General features: G+C 71.1%; 18 protein-coding genes, 2 tRNA genes and 2 pseudogenes. 5 read left to right on the forward strand and 17 right to left on the reverse strand.

The features are described 5' to 3' along the window. A pseudogene (locus KILIM_RS17925) lies at positions 1-349 on the forward strand (hypothetical protein); the annotation flags it as partial. On the opposite strand, the gene KILIM_RS17930 reads toward KILIM_RS17925, so the two are convergent. The 3 genes from KILIM_RS17930 to leuC all read right to left on the reverse strand — a co-directional run bounded on the left by KILIM_RS17930 (position 346) and on the right by leuC (position 3,292). Further along, entirely contained in the window at positions 346-750 is a 405-nt protein-coding gene (locus KILIM_RS17930; RefSeq protein ID WP_006594150.1) for an HU family DNA-binding protein, read from the reverse strand. The pseudogene KILIM_RS17925 and the gene KILIM_RS17930 sit on opposite strands and share 4 nt — an antisense overlap. Positions 751-1,231: 481 nt before the next feature. After that, positions 1,232-1,825 carry a 3-isopropylmalate dehydratase small subunit gene (leuD, locus tag KILIM_RS17935; RefSeq protein ID WP_006594151.1) on the reverse strand — a complete coding sequence of 198 codons (594 nt, stop codon included), beginning with the start codon at positions 1,823-1,825 and terminating at the stop codon, positions 1,232-1,234. Between the two features lie 66 nt (positions 1,826-1,891). Next, a complete protein-coding gene (gene leuC / locus KILIM_RS17940; RefSeq protein WP_006594152.1) occupies positions 1,892-3,292 on the reverse strand; it encodes a 3-isopropylmalate dehydratase large subunit in 1,401 nt (466 codons plus the stop codon). A gap of 191 nt (positions 3,293-3,483) precedes the next feature. On the opposite strand from leuC, the gene KILIM_RS17945 reads away from it, so the two are divergent. Then, positions 3,484-4,236, forward strand: a complete 753-nt coding sequence (locus KILIM_RS17945) for an IclR family transcriptional regulator (RefSeq protein ID WP_006594153.1) — start codon at positions 3,484-3,486, stop codon at positions 4,234-4,236. A 54-nt stretch (positions 4,237-4,290) separates the two neighbouring features. Here the strand turns inward: KILIM_RS17945 and KILIM_RS17950 are convergent. Together KILIM_RS17950 and KILIM_RS17955 are read right to left on the reverse strand one after the other, a co-directional pair. After that, positions 4,291-4,366, reverse strand: a tRNA-Glu gene (locus KILIM_RS17950). A 107-nt stretch (positions 4,367-4,473) separates the two neighbouring features. After that, positions 4,474-4,545: transfer RNA gene (locus tag KILIM_RS17955), tRNA-Gln, on the reverse strand. Between the two features lie 136 nt (positions 4,546-4,681). Here KILIM_RS17955 and KILIM_RS17960 point away from each other — a divergent pair. The 3 genes from KILIM_RS17960 (at position 4,682) to KILIM_RS22730 (ending at position 8,238) form a co-directional block, all read left to right on the forward strand. Next, on the forward strand, positions 4,682-6,403 hold the full coding sequence (locus tag KILIM_RS17960; RefSeq protein ID WP_006594154.1) for a glutamine--tRNA ligase/YqeY domain fusion protein: 1,722 nt from the start codon (positions 4,682-4,684) through the stop codon (positions 6,401-6,403). Between the two features lie 168 nt (positions 6,404-6,571). Further along, complete coding sequence (locus KILIM_RS24155; RefSeq protein WP_006594155.1) at positions 6,572-7,600, forward strand: methyl-accepting chemotaxis protein; 1,029 nt, start codon at positions 6,572-6,574, stop codon at positions 7,598-7,600. Beyond that, the gene (locus KILIM_RS22730; RefSeq protein WP_157551811.1) at positions 7,588-8,238 is read left to right on the forward strand and encodes a methyl-accepting chemotaxis protein; all 651 of its coding nucleotides are present in this window, start codon (positions 7,588-7,590) and stop codon (positions 8,236-8,238) included. Before KILIM_RS24155 ends, KILIM_RS22730 begins: the two co-directional genes overlap by 13 nt. 72 nt (positions 8,239-8,310) lie before the next feature. On the opposite strand, the gene KILIM_RS17970 is transcribed toward KILIM_RS22730, so the two are convergent. The 12 genes and pseudogenes from KILIM_RS17970 to KILIM_RS18020 form a co-directional block, all read right to left on the reverse strand. Then, positions 8,311-9,051 (reverse strand): HAD family hydrolase, encoded by a 741-nt coding sequence (locus KILIM_RS17970; RefSeq protein ID WP_040563793.1) that lies wholly within the window; start codon positions 9,049-9,051, stop codon positions 8,311-8,313. After that, a complete protein-coding gene (locus KILIM_RS17975; RefSeq protein WP_006594158.1) occupies positions 9,048-9,674 on the reverse strand; it encodes a uridine kinase family protein in 627 nt (208 codons plus the stop codon). The genes KILIM_RS17970 and KILIM_RS17975 overlap by 4 nt, the downstream gene beginning before the upstream one ends. 2 nt (positions 9,675-9,676) lie before the next feature. Then, positions 9,677-11,227: a glutamate--tRNA ligase gene (gene gltX, locus KILIM_RS17980; RefSeq protein WP_083876248.1), complete on the reverse strand. Its 1,551-nt coding sequence runs from the start codon at positions 11,225-11,227 to the stop codon at positions 9,677-9,679. Between the two features lie 26 nt (positions 11,228-11,253). Beyond that, positions 11,254-12,030 carry a fumarylacetoacetate hydrolase family protein gene (locus tag KILIM_RS17985; RefSeq protein ID WP_006594160.1) on the reverse strand — a complete coding sequence of 259 codons (777 nt, stop codon included), beginning with the start codon at positions 12,028-12,030 and terminating at the stop codon, positions 11,254-11,256. Between the two features lie 4 nt (positions 12,031-12,034). Then, positions 12,035-13,024: an SGNH/GDSL hydrolase family protein gene (locus KILIM_RS17990; protein ID WP_006594161.1), complete on the reverse strand. Its 990-nt coding sequence runs from the start codon at positions 13,022-13,024 to the stop codon at positions 12,035-12,037. A 229-nt stretch (positions 13,025-13,253) separates the two neighbouring features. Further along, positions 13,254-14,552, reverse strand: a complete 1,299-nt coding sequence (locus KILIM_RS17995; RefSeq protein ID WP_006594162.1) for a guanine deaminase — start codon at positions 14,550-14,552, stop codon at positions 13,254-13,256. Next, on the reverse strand, positions 14,549-15,421 hold the full coding sequence (gene xdhC / locus KILIM_RS18000) for a xanthine dehydrogenase accessory protein XdhC (RefSeq protein ID WP_006594163.1): 873 nt from the start codon (positions 15,419-15,421) through the stop codon (positions 14,549-14,551). Before xdhC ends, KILIM_RS17995 begins: the two co-directional genes overlap by 4 nt. Position 15,422: 1 nt before the next feature. Further along, positions 15,423-17,912: a xanthine dehydrogenase molybdopterin binding subunit gene (gene xdhB, locus KILIM_RS18005; RefSeq protein ID WP_006594164.1), complete on the reverse strand. Its 2,490-nt coding sequence runs from the start codon at positions 17,910-17,912 to the stop codon at positions 15,423-15,425. Next, a complete protein-coding gene (locus KILIM_RS18010; protein WP_006594165.1) occupies positions 17,909-19,495 on the reverse strand; it encodes a xanthine dehydrogenase small subunit in 1,587 nt (528 codons plus the stop codon). The genes xdhB and KILIM_RS18010 overlap by 4 nt, the downstream gene beginning before the upstream one ends. 194 nt (positions 19,496-19,689) lie before the next feature. Beyond that, complete coding sequence (locus tag KILIM_RS24695) at positions 19,690-20,547, reverse strand: amidohydrolase family protein (RefSeq protein WP_006594166.1); 858 nt, start codon at positions 20,545-20,547, stop codon at positions 19,690-19,692. A 52-nt stretch (positions 20,548-20,599) separates the two neighbouring features. Beyond that, positions 20,600-21,118: pseudogene (locus KILIM_RS25510) on the reverse strand (amidohydrolase family protein); the annotation flags it as partial. After that, positions 21,118-21,462, reverse strand: coding sequence for a hypothetical protein (locus KILIM_RS18020; protein WP_157551812.1), 345 nt, complete (start codon positions 21,460-21,462; stop codon positions 21,118-21,120). The gene KILIM_RS18020 and the pseudogene KILIM_RS25510, both read right to left, overlap by 1 nt. Between the last annotated feature and the right edge of the window lie 63 nt (positions 21,463-21,525).

Below are 21,525 nucleotides of genomic sequence, written 5' to 3' on the forward strand. Positions count from 1 at the left end.
AAGGGGTCGGTCGGCGGCGGCGTTCGTCCCCGACGCCGAGGGCAGCGGCACGGTGCTGCTCGCCGGGGCGCAACCGTCGGCACTGCAGCCGGCGTTCGGCGTCGACTCCGCGGCCCGGCACGCACAGCACGCGCAGCGCCTCGAACTGCCACTGCCGGCGCTGCGCCGCGACGTCGACACGGTGGCCGACCTCGCGCAGGCCGTCGCCTTAGGGGTCGGCGCACACACGGCGGCGGCCCTGGCCGGGTTACTCGTCGGCACACGCGTCGGGCGGGGCAGGCCGGAGGGGGCCCACCCCGCCCTGGACGATGCCTTAGGGGAGCTGCTCAGGAGAGGATCGCCGAGTTAGGCCGAGCGGCGCCCCTTGCCGCCCTTGACCTTGGCCGCGACAATCGCGGCCTCGGCGCGGGCGCGCACGTCGGCTGCGGTGCCGGCGGCGGCCCGGGCGGCGGCGGGCCCGGCCTTGGGCAGCGTCGCCGGTTCGGCGACGTACAACTTGAACGCGGTGCCGGGGCGGAACTTCGGCACTGCAGTGGACTCGATGCGCACCGAGTCGCCGGTGCGAGGGTTGCGGCCAGTGCGGGCGGCACGATCGACGCGTTCGAACGTACCGAAGCCGGTGATGCCGACGCGTCCGCCGCGCGCGACCTCACGGATGATGACGTCGAAGATCGCCTCGATGGCATCCGCTGCGGCCTTCTTGCCGCCTAGGCGCCCCTCCAGAGCCTCGACCAGATCAGCCTTATTCACTCTTTCTCTCTCCCTCCAGAGCCGGAATGGCCGGCCTGATGCAGTGACAAGAGCACCGCAATCACCCACATCCGTGTGGGATTAGGACACGACGACACACCGCTGTGGCGGCGCACCGCACGAGGCCATGCGGAACCCGTCGAGAAGCGCCGACCCTCGAGCCGGAGGGGTCCCGCACGCGCGGTGGGGACACTCGCTGGTTGACACCCTCGGAAAGCCTCGGCCGTGCCGGGACTTCGCACCCCTTATCGGCACGAAACGGCATAAGGGACAGTGGAATACACCTTGGGGGTGGGCGTAGGTCACCCGCCACAGCGGTAAAACCGCAGGTCAGAACCGATTCAGGGATGTCGACAAGGGCGCTCCCATGCGGTCGTCGACGCGAGCTTCGGTGAGCCGCGCAGCAGTCCACCGCAGCGGCAGTCGCTGCACAGCGCAGCCGCGGCGCGTCAGCACGCCGCGGCTCTGGTGCGTTAGGTCCTCAGGGAGTGACGACGCTCGGCTTGTGCGCGGGGCGGGTGGTCTCGAAGGTCTCGATGTCGGCCTCGTGCCGCAGGGTCAGGGAGATGTCGTCGAGGCCCTCGAGCAGGCGCCAGCGGATGTAGTCGTCGACCTCGAAGGGCACGACGTGCTCGCGGCAGGTGATCGTGCGCTCGCCCAGGTCGACGGTGAGCTCGACCCCGGGATCCTCGGCCATGAGCTTCCACAGCAACTCGACGTCCTCCTGGGCGACCTGGGCGGTCAACAGACCGGCCTTGCCGGAGTTGCCGCGGAAGATGTCGGCGAAGCGGCTGGAGATGACGACCCGGAAGCCGTAGTCCATCAGCGCCCACACGGCGTGCTCGCGGGACGATCCGGTGCCGAAGTCCGGGCCGGCCACGAGCACCGAGGCGCCGGTGTAGGGCGCCTGGTTGAGCACGAACTCCGGGTCCGAGCGCCAGGCGGCGAACAGCGCGTCCTCGAAGCCGGTACGAGTGACCCGCTTGAGGTAGACCGCCGGGATGATCTGGTCGGTGTCGACATTGCTGCGGCGCAGCGGCACGCCGACGCCGGTGTGGGTCGTGAACTTCTCCATGAGCGGGCCTCTCTACGGGGCGGAGATCGGTGGCAGCTGGGCGCTCGACGAGTCGGAGTCGACGGGTCAGTCGGCGGCGACGAGGTCGGCCGGCGAGGCGAGCCGCCCGCGCAGGGCGGTGGCGGCGGCGACGGGCGCGCTGACGAGGTGGGTGCGCCCGCCCTTGCCCTGGCGGCCTTCGAAATTGCGGTTGCTCGTCGAGGCGCAGCGCTCCCCCGGAGCGAGTTGGTCGGGGTTCATGCCCAGGCACATCGAGCAGCCCGCGAGCCGCCACTCGGCGCCCGCGGCCGTGAAGACCGTGTCCAGCCCCTCGGCCTCCGCCTGCTCACGCACGGCCATCGAGCCGGGCACGACGAGCATCCGCACCCCGTCGGCGACCCTCCGGCCGCGCAGAATGTCGGCGACGACGCGCAGGTCCTCGATCCGGCCGTTGGTGCAGGAGCCGACGAACACGGCGTCGACCGCGATCTCGCGCAGCGGAGTGCCGGCCGTCAGACCCATGTACTCCAGGGCGCGCCGGGTCGACTCCCGCTCGGCGTCGGGCAGGCTCTCGGGGTCCGGCACGGAGGCGGACAGCGGCAGTCCCTGGCCCGGGTTGGTGCCCCACGTGACGAACGGGGTGAGGGCGTCCGCGTCGAGCACCACCTCGGTATCGAACTGGGCGTCGTCATCGGTGCGCAGCTCCCGCCAGTCCCGCACCGCGTCGTCCCACTGGGCTCCGGCCGGCGCGTAATCGCGGCCCTCCAGGTAGGCGAAGGTCGTCTCGTCGGGGGCGATCATGCCCGCGCGGGCGCCCGCCTCGATCGACATATTGCAGATCGTCATGCGGGCCTCCATGGACAGCGCCTCGATCGCGCTGCCGCGGTACTCGATGACGTAGCCCTGGCCGCCGCCGGTGCCGATCTTGGCGATGACGGCCAGGATGATGTCCTTGCTGGTCACTCCAGCGGCGAGGGTGCCCTCGACGGTGACGGCCATCGTCTTGAAGGGGCGCAGCGGCAGCGTCTGAGTCGCCATGACGTGTTCGACCTCGCTGGTGCCGATGCCGAACGCCAGGGCCCCGAAGGCGCCGTGGGTGGAAGTGTGGCTGTCACCGCAGACGACTGTCATGCCGGGCTGGGTGATGCCCAGCTGCGGGCCGATGATGTGCACGATGCCTTGGCGCTCGTCGCCCATCGAGTGCAGCTTGACGCCGAACTCTTCGCAGTTGCGGCGCAGGGTCTCGACCTGGGTGCGGCTCGTGAGGTCGGCGATCGGCCCGGGCGTCGTGGGCACGTTGTGGTCCTCGGTGGCCAGCGTCAGGTCGGGGCGTCGCAACGGACGCCCGGCCAGGCGCAGCCCCTCGAAGGCCTGTGGGCTGGTCACCTCGTGCACCAGGTGCAGGTCGATGTAGAGCAGGTCCGGCTCACCGTCCGCCGAGCGGACGACGTGTGCGTCCCAGACCTTTTCGGCCAGTGTGCGTCCCATGCGGTTTCGCCTCCGTCGTGAGGGTCCGCGGCGATGTCCCGGCAGATGGTCCGAGCCGCGGCGCGATCGTTCTCCCCCAGGCGCGCGGCAGGTGTTCGACACCGGCTGTGCCCGGGCGCTGACTAGAGATTCCTCCAGTTTCAGGATGTGGCAAACTTGCGTCTCAGGCTATGAGACGGCAGAATGCTGCCATGGAAAGCACCAGCGGAGTGGGGGTCCTCGACAAGGCCGCCACAGTGCTCAGCGCCCTGGAAGCGGGGCCGTCCACGCTCGCCCAGCTCGTCTCGAGCACCGGCCTGGCCCGCCCCACGGCGCATCGGCTGGCCGTGGCGCTGGAGCATCACCGGTTGGTCTCCCGCGACATGCAGGGACGCTTCATCCTCGGCCCCCGGCTCGCGGAGTTGGCGGCCGCCGCGGGCGAGGACCGCTTGCTCGCCGCCGCGGGGGCCGTGCTAGGGGCGCTGCGCGATCACACCAACGAGTCCGCCCAGCTGTTCCGCCGGCAGGGTGATCTGCGCATTTGCGTCGCGGCCGCCGAGCGGCCGATGGGGCTGCGCGACTCGATCCCCGTGGGCGCCACGCTCTCGATGCTCGCCGGCTCGGCCGCTCAGGTACTGCTCGCCTGGGAGGAGCCCGACCGCCTGCACCGCGGGCTGCAGGGCGCCGAGTTCACCGCCACCACCCTGTCCGCCGTGCGCCGACGCGGCTGGGCTCAGAGTGTCGGGGAGCGGGAGGCGGGCGTGGCCTCGGTCTCCGCCCCCGTGCGCAATCCGGCGGGGCGAGTCATCGCCGCGGTCTCCATCTCCGGGCCCATCGAGCGGGTCTCCCGCCAGCCCGGCCGGCTGCACGCCGCGACGGTCGTCGCGGGCGCGAACAAGCTCACCGAGGTGCTCGCGCGGGCGCACGCCCAGCAGCAGGCCCAGAGCAACAACGGCAACCGCTGAGTAGACCCCCTGGACATGACGAAACCCCCGGAGCGATGCTCCGGGGGTTTTCGCTGGTAGCCCCGACGGGATTCGAACCCGCGCTACCGCCTTGAGAGGGCGGCGTGCTAGGCCACTACACAACGGGGCCGTGTGCGCTCAGTGACTGAGCGGCCTGGTGAAGGTTACCGGCTCGCAGGCCATTCACCTAATCGCGTCGCAGCCACCGCCGTGATGGCGGGAGAGCCGCGACAAGCGCTGGGGTACCAGGACTCGAACCTAGACTAACTGAACCAGAATCAGTCGTGCTGCCAATTACACCATACCCCAAGGGGTATCCCGACGGGCCGCACAGAAGCGCGGATCCGGCGTCGTGACCCGAGAGAAAACCATAGCCTGCGCCCGCCCGGGGCCCCAAATCGGCTCCCCCTTCAGGGCCGAAGACCCGCCGGTAAACTCGACGCTCATGACCCCCTCGCCGGAGCCCACCGCCGCCACCGACTCCCCCGCCGGTGACTTCCTGCGCGAGCAAGTGCGGCGCGACAACGCCGCCGGCACCTTCGGTGGTCGGGTGCAGACCCGGTTTCCTCCCGAGCCCAACGGCTACCTGCACATCGGGCACGCGAAGGCCATCTGCGTCGACTTCGGCATCGCCGCGGACTTCGGCGGGGTGTGCAACCTGAGGCTGGACGACACCAACCCCGACACCGAGGAGTCGGAGTTCGGCGAGGCGATCCTGTCCGACATCGAGTGGCTCGGGTTCACGCCCCCGCAGCCGATCCGGCACGCCTCCGACTACTTCGGGCAGCTCTACGAATGGGCCGAACACCTCATCGCGCAGGGGTTGGCGTATGTCGACGACCAGGACACGGAGGCGATCTCCGCGGGCCGCGGCGGCTTCGGCAAGGAGGGGATCGAGAGCCCGTTCCGCAACCGCTCGATCGAGGAGAACCTCGATCTGTTCCGGCGGATGCGGGCCGGGGAGTTCGCGGACAACACCCGGGTGTTGCGCGCGAAGATCGACATGAACGCCGAGAACATGCAACTGCGCGACCCCGTGATGTACCGGATTCGGCGTGGGCACCACTTTCGCACCGGCGACGAGTGGGTCATCTACCCGACCTACGACTGGGCGCACGGGCAGTCCGACGCCATCGAGGGTGTGACGCACAGCCTGTGCACGCTGGAGTTCGACACGCACCGGGCGCTCTACGACTGGTATCTGGAGCACCTGCCGCTGCCCGGCGACCAGCCGCGGCAGACCGAGTTCGCGCGGCTGGAGCTGACCTACACGGTGACCTCCAAGCGGCGGTTGGCGGCGCTCGTGGCCGACGGCATCGTCGACGGCTGGGACGACCCGCGCATGCCGACGCTGCGCGGGCTGCGTCGCCGCGGTTATCCGGCCAAGGCGATCCGCGACTTCGCCCATTACATCGGCATCACCCGCACCAATTCCCGGCACAGCATCGAGTTGCTGGAGTCCTTCGTGCGGCGCGAGCTCAACACCAGTTCGCAGCGGCGCATGGCGGTGCTAAGGCCGTTGAAGCTCGTCTTGACGAATTGGCCGAAGGACGCGGACGGCAATCCGGTCGTCGAGTGGTTCGAGGCCGTGAACAATCCGGAGAACGAGGCGGACGGCACGCGAAAGGTGCCGTTCACCGGGGAGCTGTGGATCGAGCAGGACGACTTTGCGGAGGTGCCGCCGCCCAAGTTCTTCCGGCTCTCCCCCGGCAAGGAGGTGCGGCTGCGCGCGGCCTACTTCATCACGGCGACCGACGTCGTCAAGGACGAGGCGGGCAACGTCGTGCAGGTCAACGCGACGTACGACCCGGCGTCCAAGGGCGGCAACTCCCCCGACGGGCGCAAGGTGAAGTCGACGATGCACTGGGTGTCGGCGCCGCACGCCCTCGACGCGCAGGTCGCGCTCTACGACCGGCTGTTCGCTGCGGAGGTGCCCGGCGAACGCACCGGAGACGTCATGGACGACCTCAACCCCGACAGCCGCGAGCTGTTGACCGACGCCAAGGTCGAGCCCGCCCTGGCGGAGACCGAGCCCGGCCAGGTCGTGCAGTTCGAGCGCCTGGGCTACTTCGCGCACGACCCCCGCGACCCCATACTTTTCCACCGGACAGTCGGTCTGCGCGACGAGTGGGCCAACATCCAGAAGCGGCAGTCGCCCGGCCGGTAAAGGTCGGCAAGGACCGCCGGAGCGCCCGCTCTTGGCGGGCACACTCTCACGTGTTAGGCGTTGGCGCCGATCTGTACCTCGGAGAAGCCCTTGTGTCCGAGGGCCGTTCGGCCCAAGGCACCCGCAGAGTTGCGCGGGCTGTCGCCAGCGACAAGGGGTTCCTTCGACATGAGCGCAGCCGTCGACCGTCAGTCCTCGCTACGCCGATTCCGCGTGCGGCTCGGCCTGCGCGTGCAACTGCTCGTGCTGTGCCTCGTCGGGCTCCTCGGGATGGTGGGCCTGGGCACGGTGGCGGCCGTCAACGTCGAACGAATGAACGCGGCGGCCCAGCGCATCGACGCCCTGCAGGCTCTGCGGCTCGCCATCGCGGACGTCCGGTACGCCAACACCGACGTTGCGGGCTGGCAGGGCTTCTACGCCTGGGACGTCGCGGCCAAGGGCGTGGCGCAGGCCTTCGACCCCACGGAGGGCTACAACCGCGCCGGCTACGTCGAGGCGGCGACGTCTGCCGAGGAGGCCATCGCCGCGGTGCCGACGGACGAGTTCACCGACGAGGCGGACAGGCAGCGCTGGCAGCGCGTTCGCGACGGCTTCGACATGCTCTTCGCCGCCGACGCGGAGGCTGTGGCCGCCTACCGCCAGGACACGCCCGCCTCCATCGCCCGCGGCAACGACTTGCTCAACGACGCCGACCTGGAGGGGTCCGCGGCGCAGGCGTTCGAGCTGGTCGACACGGCCGGGCTCGAGTTGATGGCGAGCATGCACCAGCGGGTCGAGGCCGCCAAGGAGGACGCCGCCGCGACCCTGCGTACGACCTACCTGCAGATCGGCGTGGCGCTGCTCGTCTTCCTCGCGTTGCTGATCGCCGCGTGGTGGCGGGTGTCGCGGCGGCTCCTCACCGGCATCTCGGCGATTCTCGCCGCGGTGCGCGCGATGGGCCGGGGCGATCTGACCGTCGAGGCCGGGGTCAGAGCCGCGACGAGCTCGGGGCGATGTCTCGCGCCACAGACACCGCTCGGCACGAAATGCAGCAAGTCATCGAAAAGGTGTCGCGCGCGAGCGCCTCGGTGTCGACATCCGGGCAGGAGTTGTTGCAGGTATCGAACCGCCTGGGCACGGGCGCGGCCGCGGCGGCCGATCAGCTCACCGCGACGAGCGCCGCCACCGTGGAGGTGTCGACCCGCATGCAGACGGTGACGAGTGGGACCGGCGAGATGGGTGAGGCGATCCGCTCGATCACGGTCGGCGCCGCGGAGGCGAGCGGTATCGCGGCCAGCGCGGTGCAGGTCGCCGACCGGACGCGCGCGACGATCAGCAAGCTCGGCGCGTCCTCGGCCCAGATCGGCGAGGTCGTGCGCTCGATCACGAGCATCGCCGAGCAGACCAACCTGCTGGCGCTCAACGCCACGATCGAGGCGGCCCGCGCCGGTGAGTCGGGCAAGGGGTTCGCCGTGGTGGCCAACGAGGTCAAGGAGCTGGCCCGGGAGACCGGGACGGCCACGGAAGACATCGGTCACCGCGTGGAGGCGATCCAGGCCGACACCGACGCGGCCGTGGCCGCGATCAGCGAGATCAGCGAGATCATCGCCCGTATCAACGACGCCCAGTCGACGATCGCCAGCGCCGTCGAGGAGCAGACCGCGACGACGACCGAGATGAGCCGCAACGTCGCCCATGCGCACCGCGGCGCAACCGACATCACCCACGGCGTTCAGCAGGCCGCCGTCGTCTGCGAGGAGGCGCGCACCGCCTCGCACTCCCTGACCCGCTCCTCGGCCCAGCTCATTTCGGATTCCGAGCAGCTGCAGGCTGCGCTATCGGCCTTCCGGTACTAGCCGGCGGCTGCGCCGGGTCAGACCCGGGCGTGCCGTGCCTGGCGGCCCAGTCGGCGTCTTCAGACGCGGTGGTCAGAGCAGGTCGGCGACCTCGCGCAGGGTGGTTACGACCCGGACTCGCGGGTCCTCGACCGGGGTGCCCCAGCCCGCGTTGCGCGGCTCGGGTCGGTCGGTGCGGCAGAGCCACGCCACCCGCATCCCGGCGCCCAGGGCTCCACGGACGTCGGTGTCGAGCGTGTCACCGACGCACACTGCAGTGTGCGGTTCGACTTCGATCCGTTGGCAGGCGGCGGCGAACATCCGCGGGTCCGGCTTGCCGACGCCGATGGTGTCGGTCGTGACGACCGGGAATCGGCCGGTCCAGCCGATGGCCTCCAGCTTCAGGCGGGTCTGGTCCGCTGCGGAGTTCGTCAGCAGGCACACCGGCACGTCGGCGGCCTGCGCCGCAGACAGCAGCGCGGCCACGTCGTCGAAGAGCACCTGCACGCCCGCGAACGCCTCCCGGTAAGCGCGCTCGTAGACGCCGAACTGCCCGTCGTCGGAGGTCAGGCCGAGCGCCGCCAACGCGGTGTCGTAGCGCAGTCGGCGCTGCTGCTCGAACGGCAGGTCACCGCGGGTGTAGGCGTCGAAGTGCCCGCCTGGGTCGTCGTAGAACCCGGTCGAGAGCCCCTCGTGCACGTGCGGCTCGTGGTCGGGCAACGCGGCGGCGGCAGCCGTCACCCCGGCGGCGGACATCGCGCTGCGGGTGTCCAGCAGCGTGTCGTCGACGTCGAGCACGAGCCCGCGAATCGGCGCCTCCCACACCGAGTTCATGAGGTGGCCCGCAGCGTCACAAGGCTGGTTTCGTCGCCACCAGTACCCGATACGACGAACTCGGACCGCTCCCAGGGACGTTCGGCGTCGAGGAAGTCCGCCTCCCCGGTCAGCCACTCGCGGGACAGCTCCGCGGTGACGCTCCCGTCGGCGATGCGGCGGCCCTCCCGGTCGAGCACCGCCTCGTTCGGGGTGTGCACCCAGAGGACGTGGTCGAGCCACGGCATGAGCGAGCGCTGGGCCGAACCCACCCCCTCCACGACGAGCACCCGCGCGCCGGCCGGCACGGTGATGGCGCCCGCACGACCGCGCGACTGCCACGACGGCGGCCGGTAGGTCACCTCCTGACCCGCGCGGAAGGGACGCAGCACCCCGTCGATCAGCAGCGGGGCCCAGTCGAAGAACGACTCGTACCAGGAGACGTCGTCGGTGTGCACGACGCACCAGTCGCTCTGGCCTTCGGCGAGTCGAGCCGCCAGCGTCGACTTGCCGGCGGCGCTGCGACCGTCGAGCGCAACGGCGACCCGCTCCCCACTCGTCAGGGCCCGCCGCAGGTCATCGAGCGGCAACCTCTCGTCGACGCGGTAACTGGGCACGTCCGGCGTCGGGATGCCGTCCAGCATGCTCACAGCGAGGCGCGCAGCGTCCGCAGGCGGGTGAGGGTGCTGTGCCGGCCGATGATGGCCATCGACTCAAAGAGCGGCGGCGACACCCTCTGCCCGCTGATCGCGGTGCGCAAGGGCGCGAACGCGACGCGCGGCTTGAGGCCCATGCCGTCGAGCAGGGCCTCGCGCAGGTGCTCCTCGATGACCTGGTGGTTCCACGGGCGGGTGGCCGCGAGCAGGTCGTCGTCGTTCTGCGGCACGGTCTCCAGGGCCGCGATCGCGGCGTCGAGGATCGGCCCGGCGTCGTCCTTGAGTCCGGCGCGGGCGTCCTCGGCAATCGGCACGGCGTCGTCGGCGACGTAGAACGGCGCGACGAGCGGCGCGGCATCCGAGAGCTTGACGAGCCGCGGCTGGATGAGCTCGGTGACGAGCTTGAGGCGCCCCAACTCCCCCAGCGACGGATTCCCGGAGAGGACCCCCGCCTCCTCCAGGTGCGGCAGCAGGCGGCTGGCCAGCTCCCCGACGGGCAGCTCCCGAATCTTCATGCCGTTGAGCCAATCGAGCTTCTTGAGGTCGAAGATCGGCCCGGCGGGGTTGACCTTCGCGAAGTCGAAGCCGTCGACGAACTCGGCATAGGTCATCACCTCACGCTCGGTGCCGTCGGCCTCGATGATCGGCGGGTACCCCAGCAGGCACAGGAAGTTGACGAGCGCCTCGGGCAGGTAGCCCTGCTCGCGGAACCACGTGAGGCGCGCGGCCGGGTTCTTGCGCTTGCTGATCTTGGACTTGTCGGTGTTGCGCAGCAGCGGCATGTGCACCCACGCCGGCTCGGGCCAGCCGAGCAGCTTGTAGAGCAGCCGGTGTTTGGGGGTCGAGCTGATCCACTCCTCGCCGCGCACGACGTGGGTGATGCCCATCTCGTGGTCGTCGACGACGACGGCCAGGTGGTAGGTGGGAAAGCCGTCGGCCTTGAGGATCACCTGGTCGTCCGGCGGCGGCGCGGAGACGGGTCCGCGGACGAGGTCAGTGAAGCTCAGCTCGACGTCGTCGGGCACCTTGAGGCGCACGACGGGCGTCTCGGCGCAGTCGGGCTCGGCGGCCCGCTGCTCTGCCGTCTTGCCGAGGCAGAACCGGTCGTAGCCGATGACGTTGCTCTTGGCCTTCTGCTGCTCCTCGCGCACCCGCGCGAGCCGCGCCGGGGTGCACCAACAGTAGTACGCGTCGCCCTGCTCGATGAGCCGCTCGACGACGGGCCGGTAGGTGTCCAACCGCTCGGACTGCCGGTACGGACCGAACGGGCCTCCGACATCAGGGCCCTCGTCCCACGTCACCCCGAGCCAGTGCAGCGTGTCGTACAGCTGCCCCTCGGAGTCCTCGCGGTAGCGAGCGCGGTCGGTGTCCTCGACGCGCAGCAGAAACTGCCCGCCGTGCTTGCGCGCGAACGCGAGGTTGAACAGCGACATATACGCGGTCCCGACGTGCGGGTCGCCGGTCGGAGAGGGTGCGACCCGGACGCGCGGAACGCTCCGGTCAGAACTGTCGGCTACTGGAGTGTGGCTGGGTGCGCTCATGATGCGTCCCAGCCTACGGCGGGCCGTCAGCGCCGCACGAACGGATTGGCCAGGGTGCCGATGCCCTCGATCTCGACCTCGACGCGCTGACCGGCCTCGACCTGGCCGACGCCTTCGGGGGTGCCGGTGAGGATGACGTCGCCGGGTAGCAGGGTGAACGCCGCGGAGGCGTAGGCGATCAGCTCGGGGATCGTGTGGATCATGAGGTTCGTCGAGCCGTCCTGCACGACCTCGCCGTCCAGGCGGGTAACGATGCGCAGGTCGGTGTAGTCAAGGTCCGTCTCGATCCAGGGGCCGAGCGGGCAGAACGTGTCGAAGCCCTTGGCGCGGGCCCACTGCTTGTCGGGGCCCTGCAGGTCGCGGGCCGTGACGTCGTTGGCGCAGGTGTAGCCGAAGATGACGTCGGCGACCTTCTCCTTGGGCACGTCCTTGCACATCCGCCCGATGATGACCGCCAGCTCGCCCTCGTACGAGCACAACTGGGTGACCGGCGGGATGACGACCGGGTCGTCGGGGCCGACGACCGCGGTGTTCGGCACGAGGAACATCAGCGGCCGCTCGGGCACCTCGTTGCCGAGCTCGGCGGCGTGGGCGGCGTAGTTGCGCCCGATGCCGATGATCTTGGAGCGCGGGATGACTGGCGCCAGCAGCCGCGCCTCTTCCAGCTCGACCCGCGCCCCGGTGCCCGCGACGGGCGTGTACAGGGGGTCGCCGGAGACCTGCGCGATCCACTCCGATCCCGGATCGCCCTGGAGCACGCCGTAGGAGGGGTCGTCACCGGTCGTGTAGCGGACGATCCGCATGTCATCACCTGTTCTGTGCGAGTCGGGTCAGGACAGCCTGACCCATCCTGGCGTATCCCTCATCGTTGGGGTGGATGTCGGGGGTGGCCGGGCGCGCGCACATCCACGTCCAGGCGCAGATGCGCGCCACATTGCGCGGCACCCGGCCGATGCCAGGCACATCGACGCGGCTGATGTTGTCCGAGGTGTCGAAGGCGGCCGCCACGCGGGCGGTGCGGGCGCCGTGGTCGGCCGCCTGCTTGCGGATGATGGCGTTGAGTTGGGCGTGCACCACGATGGAGGCAGTCGCCAAGCGTCGCCCCTCCGGCCCGGTGAGGCGGGCCGCCAGGTAGGGGTTGTAGTAGTCGGTCACCACAACGCGGGCGCCAGGGGCGTCGGCCCGGATGGCGCTCACGATCGTGCCGAGCCGGGCCTCCAGGAGGTCGAAGGCTCGGTTGGCGCAGCCGCGGTCGAGGTCGGTGGCGCTCAAGCAGGCGCGCACGTCGTTGGCGCCGATCGTTACGGTCACGAGCGCGGTCTGCGGGTTCGCCCGAAGGTAGGCGCGGGCCGCCGAGAGTTGCGAGGCGTGGCCCCGATAGGTGCAGCGGCCACCCTCGACCATCGTGGCGCTGGTCTCCCCCGTGCAGCCGAGATTGGTGACCTGCACGCGGCGGCCGAGCGTGCCAATGTCCGGCTGCCTGGCCAGGCCGGCGGCGACGATCCCGACGAATCCGCCGCGGGGGTCGTCACTGGCACGCCGCCCGGCGCGGTCCGGTTGGTACCCCGCCGTCAAGGAGTCCCCGAGGGCTAGGTACGCCACGGACGTCTGCTGGCCCGGAGGCATTGGCGGCGTTGCAGCGCCGGCGGCTGTGGTGACTGCCAGAGCGACGGCGGCGGCCAGGGCGGCAGCGGTCGAAAGGCGGGCGACTACGCGGGCCGCGCCCCGTGGCCGGATGGTGCCGGTGTCAGCGCCGGCGACGGTGGTGTTGCTGGATTCGGTGAGGGTGGTGTGCAACGGATCTCCTTGAGCGGCAAGGCATCTGCTCCCGCCGTCCCCCACCCCACGGCGCCGCCACCAGGGTACGTGGACGGGGCCGCCCGGGCTGGGAACCGATCCGGCCCGGCCGGGCGACCGCCGAGGGTTGCGGTCCCTGCCCACGGTGGCGGTCGCGACCGCACCGCTCGGCAGGGAGGGCGACCGTCGCCGACGGCGCCGCTACGCCGGCAGGTCGCCGATGGCGCCGCTACGCCGGCAGGTCGCCGCCCACCCCCACGGGACGCCCGTCGACCCACACGGCCGCGACATCCGAGGGGGTACCGAGCGCGAAGACCTTGGCGAGGGCCTCCGGCGGGTCGGCGGCGTGCGTCAGCCCGACGGCCAGGGGGTCACCCGGCAGCGGGCGCAGCCACACCGCGTCGAACCGCTTGCCGACCGACAGGTCGCCCACCTCATCCGCCAACCCGATCGCCCGGGCGCCGGCGGCCGTCGCCAGCCACAGCAGGTGCGCGGGGGTCAGCAGCAGCCCGTCGGGTTGCAGCCGCTGCAGGAAGTACGCCTGCAGGCCCTCCTTGACCAGGCTGAACCCCGTTCCGGCCCCGACATCGCAGCCGAGGGCGACCGGCACCCCGGCAGCCACGTGCCGGCGCATCGGGAACAGCCCGCTGCCCAGGGCGGCGTTGCTCGTCGGGCAGTGCGCGACGGCCCCGCCGCGGGCCGCAAGCACGGCCAGCTCACCGTCCGTGGGATGCACGTTGTGCGCGAGGACGCTGTGCGGGCCCAGCAGGTCGTGCCGGTCGTAGGCGTCGACATAGCTCGTGGCACCGGTCAGCCGCGCGACCTCCTCGATCTCGGCGGGGTTCTCGTTGACGTGCGAGGTGAACAGCGCCCCGGGCACGTCGCGCAACACTTCGGCGCACGAATCCATGAGCTCGTCACCCGCCGACAGCGCGAACCGCGGGGTCACCGCGTAGCGCAGCCGCCCTCTGCCGTGCCAACGCCGCGCCAGATCCATCGACTCGGCGTAGGCGCGGTCGGGGTCGGTCAGCAGCTCGGGCCGCAGCAACCGATCCGACACGACCAGACCCACGGCGATCCGCAGCCCCGAATCCGCCGCCTGGGCACAGAAGACGTCGACGGCGTCGTGGAAGTGCGCCCCGAACACCAGAGCGCTCGTCGTCCCGGCGCTGACGAGCCCGGCAAGAAACTCTCTCGCGACCTCACCGGCCTTGGCCGCGTCGGCCAGCCGCGCCTCCTCCGGGAGGGCGTAGCGGTCGAGCCAGTCGAGCAGCGGCAGGCCGAGCCCGCCGATGACCCGCACCTGCGGAAAGTGCACGTGCGTGTCGACGAAGCCGGGCAGCAGGAGACCGTCGCGCAGGTCGATGACATCCTCGTCCGGGTAGTCGGCGCGCACGACGGGCCACGGACCGCGGGCCACGATCTGCCCGTCGCCCACGACGATCCCGGCGTCCTGCTCGCTGCGCAGCACGCCGCCGGTGAACGGATCGTCGGGGGTGTCGAGCACGGTGGCGCGGTAGATCGTCACGAGCGCACCCCCTCGTTCCCCTCGGTCGCCATAGCTGTCGCGGGAAGCTCTCCGGCGAACTGCCTGAGCAGCTCGGCGGCGACCGCCACGGCGATCGCGGCCGGCTCTTTGCCCGGCACGCCGGGCAGGCCGATGGGGCAGCGGATGCCGTCGATCCGGCTCGCCTCGTGCCCCTCCTCGGCGAGGGTCCGTCGGAACCGGGACCACTTGGCACTCGAGCCGATGACCCCGACGGAGCCGAGGTGCCCGGTGCGCAGCGCGGCGTCACAGAGCGCGAGGTCTTCGGCGTGGTCGTGGGTCATGATCAGCGCGTGGGTACCGGGTGGCACCTGTCCGAGCACGAGCTCGGGCACCGGCGCGTGATGGGTGTGCACGCGGGCGTCGGCATCGGCGAGCGCCGCCAACCGCTGCGGCTCCACCGCGTCGGATCGGGAGTCGACGAGGTGCAGCTCGAGGTCGTGGCGAGCCAGGATGCGCGCCAGTTCGAGCCCCACGTGCCCGAGCCCGAAGATCGCGACGGCGGGCACGACCGGCAGCGGTTCGAGCAGCACCTGTACCTGGCCGCCGCAGCATTGCCGGCCGTGCCGGTTGGACGCCTTGTCGGTGAGGCCGGCCTCGAAGGTCTGCGGCTCGAGCCCGCCGGCACCCGCGCCCAGGGCGGCCAGCAGCTCGCGGGCCCGGTCCAGCGCGGTGGCCTCGAGGTTGCCGCCGCCGATGCTGCCCCAGGTCACCAGTTGCCCGCCGGGCGCGGCGACGACCATCTTGGCGCCGGCGGCGCGGGGGGCGTGCCCGTGCACCGACGTCACCGTGACGAGCACGCCGGGTTCGCGGCGCTCGCGCAGCCGCGCGACCGCCTCCAACCAGTGCACGTCAGCTCACCCCAGCCGAACTCGAGACCTCAGTTGCGGAGACTTCACTGTGGGCGACGGGGTGACCCACGTTGGCCTCACTGCGGGGGTGCAGCGGCTGGCCGTGGGGCTGCTCCGGCTCAAGCCCGCCGGCGGTCACGCCGGCGCTGCCGGGGTCACCCGCCGCGGAGGTGCGGGCGCGATCCAGCGCCCAGAACACCGCCTCCGGGGTGGCCGGTGAAGCGAGGTCGACGGCGACGCCGTCGGGCCCGAACGCGGCGGCGGCCTGACGCAGCGCCTCGCGCACCGAGAACGCGAGCATGAGCGGCGGCTCACCGACGGCCTTGGAGCCGTACACCGCGCCCTCCTCGTGCGCCCGCGGCAGCAGTTCGACGTTGAACTCCACCGGCATCTCGGAGAAGGAGGGAAGTTTGTACGTGCTCGCGGACTGGGTGAGGAAGCGGCCGCGGCGCTCGCCATCGCTCTCGTCCCAACGCAGGTCTTCCAGCGTCAGCCAGCCGGCGCCCTGCACGTAGCCGCCCTCGACCTGACCGATGTCGATCAGCGGGGAGAGGCTGTCTCCGACATCGTGCACGATGTCCACCCGCCGAGTGGAGTAGGCACCGGTAAAGCCGTCGACCTCGACCTCGGTGGCGGCCACCCCGTAGGCGAAGTACTTGAACGGGCGGCCCTGCATGATCGAGGAGTCCCAGTGCAGGCCCTCGGTGCGGTAGAAGCCGGCGGCCCACAGCTGCACCCGCCGGAAGTAGGCGAGCCGCACGAGCTCGTCCCAGGTCAGGCTGCCGTCGCTGCCGGACCCGGTGACCAGACCGTCGCTGAACACGACGTCGGAGGGGGCGACCCCGAGCTCGCCGGCGGCGATGGCGCGCAGCCGGTCGGTGATCTGCTCGCACGCGTTCTTCACTGCCCCGCCGTTGAGGTCGGCGCCCGAACTGGCGGCGGTGGCCGAGGTGTTGGGCACCTTGTCGGTGCGGGTCGGCGCGAGCCGCACCCGCGCCAGGGGCAACCCGAGTGCTGTAGCAGCGACTTGCAACATCTTGGTGTGCAGGCCCTGCCCCATCTCGGTGCCGCCGTGGTTGATGAGCACCGAGCCGTCCTTGTAGACGTGCACGAGCGCACCGGCCTGGTTGAAGGCGGTGAAGTTGAACGAGATGCCGAACTTCACCGGCGTCAGGGCGACGGCCCGTTTGCGGTCGGCATGAGCGACATTGAAGACGGCGATCTCCTGCTGGCGCGCCTCGATGTCGCCGAGGTCCAGCACGCCCTGCCAGCACCGCTCGATCCGGTCGGCCTGGTGCACCGGCTGGCCGTACGGGGTCGGCTGGCCCTCGGCGTAGAAGTTGCGGCGTCGCAGCTCCATCGCGTCGAGGCCGAGCAGCGGGGCGCAGCGGCCGAGGTTGTCCTCGATGAGGATCATGCCCTGCGGGCCGCCGAAGCCGCGGAAGGCCGTGTTGCTCGCCTTGTGGGTGCGGGCGATGCGGCCGTTGATCCGCACGTGCGGGATCCAGTAGGCGTTGTCGGCGTGGCACAGCGCGCGGGCGAGCACCGGCTCGGACAAGTCCAGGCTCCAGCCGCCGTCGGCGGTCATCGTGGCATCGAGGGCCTGCAGGCGCCCGTCGGCGTCGAAGCCGACGCGCCACTGGGCGTGGAAGCCGTGCCGCTTGCCGGTCATCGTGAGGTCTTGCGTGCGGTCCAGCCGGAGCCGGACCGGTCGGCCGGTCAGCGTGGCGCCGAGCGCGGCGATCGCCGCGTAGCCGTGCGGCTGCATCTCCTTGCCACCGAAACCGCCGCCCATGCGCAGGCATTGGACGGTGACCTCGTGGTTGGCCAGGCCGAGCACGTGGGCGACGATCTCCTGCGTCTCGCTCGGGTGCTGGGTGCTGGACTGCACGAAGATCTGCCCGCCCTCGTCGACGTGGGCGAGCGCGCAGTGGGTCTCCAGGTAGAAGTGCTCCTGGCCGCCGAACGTGAACTCACCGCTGAAGACGTGCGCGGACTCCTCGAGGCCGTCGGCCACGTCGCCGCGCTGCACGGTCGGGGTGGCGCCCTGGAAGGACTGCGCCGCGATCGCCTCGGCGACGGTGATGACCGAGGGCAGCGGTTCGACGTCGACCTGCACCGCCAGCGCTCCGAGGCGCGCGGCCTCGAGGGTCTCGGCCAGGACCCAGGCGACCGGGTGGCCGAAGTACATGACCTCTGTGGGGAACAGCGGTTCGTCGTGTTTGACGCCGGCGTCGTTGACGCCGGGCACGTCCTCGCCCGTCAGGACGCGCACGACACCGGGCATGTCAAGAGCCGGCGTGATGTCGAGGCGGGTGACGCGCCCGTGCGCCAGCGCGGTCTGCACCGGAAAGGCATGCAGGGTGCCGCTGATCCGCTCGACGAGGTCGTCGGTGTAGAGGGCGTGGCCGGTGACGTGCAGGGAGGCCGCCTCGTGGGGGATTTCGTGGCCGACGACCGCGAGGTCGGGGCGCTGCGAGAGGTGGCTCATGACGTCGCCTCCTTGTTCACACTGGCGTTGCCCACACTGTTGTTGGTGAAGAACTTCAGCAGCGAGGTGCGCAGCATGGCGCTGCGGTAGTCGCTGGAGGCGCGGTGATCGCTCATCGGGGTCCCTTCACCGGCCATGATGTCGGCGGCAGCTTGTACTGTCTCGCTGGTCCAAGGCGCCCCGACGAGAGCCCGCTCGGTGGCGGTGGCCCGGATGGGGGTCGCCGCGACGCCGCCGAGTCCGATCTGCGCGGAGCGCACGACCCCGTCGTCGATGTCGAGCCCGTAGCCGACGGCGACAGAGGAGATGTCGTCGAAGCGGCGCTTGGCGATCTTGTGGAAGGCGGTCAGGCGTGGGGTCGGCCGGGGCAGGCGGACGCTGCGGATCAGCTCGCCGGGTCGGCGCACACTTTGCCGGTAGCCGGTGAAGTAGTCGGCCAGAGCCACCTCGCGGTCGCCGTCGGGACCGGCGAGCACGAGTCGCGCGTCGAGGGCGAGCAGCACGGGCGGGCTGTCGCCGATCGGAGAGGCGGTGCCGAGGTTGCCGCCGAGGGTCGCGCTGTTGCGGATGAGTCGGGAGGCGAACTGCGCGAACAGTTCGTCGAGCACCGGGATGGCGCCGGCCAGGCCGCGTTCGATCTCACTCAGGCTCAGGGCGGCGCCCAGTTCGTAGGCGTCGTCGTCGACGCGCAGCTCGCGCAGCTCCGGCACCCGGTCGATGCCGACGACCAGCGGTGAGCGCAGCCCGCGCAGGTTGACCTCGACGCCTCGGTCGGTGGAGCCGGCGACGATGGCGGCGTCGGGCTCCTCGGCGAGTATGGCGAGCACCTCGGCGAGCGAACCTGGCCGCACGAAGACTCCGTTCGGGCCGGTCATCCGCTCCAGATGGGCGGGCGGCGCCGCTTGCTGGGTCCGCTGAGTCAGTTCATCGGCGCCATCCGGCGCCACGAGCGCGTAGGCCGCGTCGCGGATCGGGCGGTAGCCGGTGCAGCGGCACAGGTTGCCGGAGAGAGCGTGCAGGTCGAAGCCGTTGGGGCCGACCTCGTGATCGGCGGCCTGGTCGCTCGCGTCCGAGTCGGTGTGAGCGGTCGCCGGCCCGGCCGCGGCTCCGTCGCCGCAGCGGCCGTCGCGGTAGTACTCGGCGGCCATGCTGCACACGAAACCGGGCGTGCAGTAGCCGCACTGCGAGCCACCGCGCACGGCCATCTCACGTTGCACCGGATGCAGGGCGTCGGGGCTGCCGAGGCCCTCGGCGGTGACGACCTCCTGGCCGGCCAGCGCGGCGACCGGCACGAGGCAGGAGTTGACGGCGGTCCAGACGCTGCCCCCGCCGCCCGCCTCCCCCGCCGGCCCGGTGTTCGGGCCGGCGGGCTTGACGACGAGCACGGCGCAGGCGCCGCATTCACCTTCGGCGCAGCCCTCCTTGGCTCCGGTGAAGCCTTGGCGTCGGATCCAGTCGAGGGCGGTGACGTCGGGATCGAGATCGACGAGCTCATAGGCCCGGCCGTTGAGCATCACCTGCGGCGCGGCGTGCGCCTCCGGTGCCGGCGAGGTTGCCGGTGCGGGAGTGAGTGGGGCGGACATCCGACCTCCTAGTCGCAACTTCCAGGCATCGCACCCAGAAGGCGTCGATGCATGGTTGTCGCTTGGGGTCGGAGCCACCGGTTATCCATGCCAACGGTGGCTGCAGCGTGGCATGAGTCTAGGGAGGCTCCAACCCCAAGCGCAATAGTTTTGGAAAGTAAATTCCGTATCGTGAACACCCCGATATCCGGCTATCACGAACGGGTGGCAGCGTCCCGAGCCAGCAGCCGCTCCGCGGCCAGCTGGGCGTCGAACGCCAACTCCCGCTCGTCGGCCGTCACGAGATGGCCGTCACGCACGACCTCCTCGCCTCCGACCAGCAGCAACTCCAGCGGCGGCGGCGTGCCGAGCACCACTGCGGCCACCGGATCGACGATCCCCGCGTGCGCGAGCGTGTCGACGCGCCAGAGCGCGACGTCGGCGGCTTTGCCGACCTCAAGCGAGCCGATGTCGGCGTCCCAGCCGAGCACGCGGGCGCCGCCGATCGTCGCCAGGCCCAGGGCCTCGCGCACCCCCAGCGCCGTGGGCCCACCGCTGGCGCGGGCCAGCAGGAGCGCCATCCGGGCCTCCTCGATGAGGGATGAGGCCTCGTTGGAGGCGGCGCCGTCGACTCCCAGCCCGACGGGCACGCCGGCGGCCAGCAGGTCGTGGGTGCGGCAGATGCCCGCGCCCAGCCTGGCGTTGGAGCACGGGCAGTGCGCCACGCCCGTGCCGGTGGCGGCGAGCCTCGCGATGTCGGAACCGCTGAAGTGGATGCCGTGGGCCACCCAGACGTCTGGGCCGAGCCAGCCGAGGGACTCCAGGTAGTCCAGCGGCCGCGCGCCGAACCGCTCCTGGCAGAACTGCTCCTCGTCGGTCGTCTCGGCGAGGTGGGTGTGCAGTCGCACGCCGAGGTCGCGCGCGAGGGCGGCGCTCTCGCGCAGCAGGTCCGCAGTCACCGAGAACGGTGAGCAGGGCGCGATCCCGATGCGGCAGCGACTGTCGGGGCCGGGATCGTGGTGACGCTGCACGGCCTGCTGCGTCGAGGCCAGGATCGTGTCGATGTCCTCCACGACGCGGTCCGGCGGGAGGCCACCCTGCTTCTCCCCCCGGGTCCATCGAGCCGCGGGTCGCGAGCATCCGCAGCCCGATCCGGTCGGCGGCGGTGATCTCGGCCCCCAGCACGTCGCCCCCATCGCGGGGAAAGACGTAGTGGTGATCCATCGTCGTGGTGCACCCGGTGAGCGCGAGCCGACCCAGTCCTGCGGCGGCCGCCTCGCCGACGATCCGGGCGTCGATCTGCCCCCAGATCGGATACAGCTCGACGAGCCACTGGAACAGCGTCGAGTCGACCGCCAGGCCACGGGTGGCCCACTGGTAGAGGTGATGGTGGGTGTTGACGAAGCCGGGAGTCAGCACGCAACCGGTGGCGTCGACGATGCGGTCGTGCGCGGGGTCCAGCGGCCTCGCCCTCGCCCGCTCGCTTGGCGAGAGCTCGCCGTAGCGCCGATAGGAGACCGTGGTGATGCGGCCCTTCTCGATGATGAGGTGGCCTTCGCCGTACTCATGGCCCGCCTCGTCCATCGTCACGATGTAGCAGCCATCGAGCACAAGCCTGCCGGCCTGAGCGGTGTTCGCAGTCATCAGTCGGTACCCCTCACGAAGCGCGTGCGGGCCGAGTGGATCGGGTTGGCCTCGGCCACCAGGTCATCGAAACGGTACCCGGCGATCTTGGCGATCTCGACCAGGGCGGTGGCGCGCTCGTGCGCGGCGGAGTTGTCCACCCGCTCCCAGCCGTGCTTGACGAGGTCGTCGTAGGAGTCGCGGTCCCGCACGCCCATCGTGTCCTCGAAGGGGCGGGAGTCGTAGGCGCGCTCGACGGCCCAGCGCGGCCCCTGGAACAGCCCGCCGAAGGTGTCGACGAACTGCTCGCGGGTCATGTCGTTGACCTGGCCGAGGCGCACGAGCTTGCCCGGCTCACCGGCCACGGCCGGACCCTGGGAGCTGCCGATGTGGTGGAAGAGGATGTTGGGAAGATCGCGGTCAGCGAG

It is taken from the genome of Kineosphaera limosa NBRC 100340 (genome assembly GCF_000298215.1).
GTDB lineage: Bacteria > Actinomycetota > Actinomycetes > Actinomycetales > Dermatophilaceae > Kineosphaera > Kineosphaera limosa.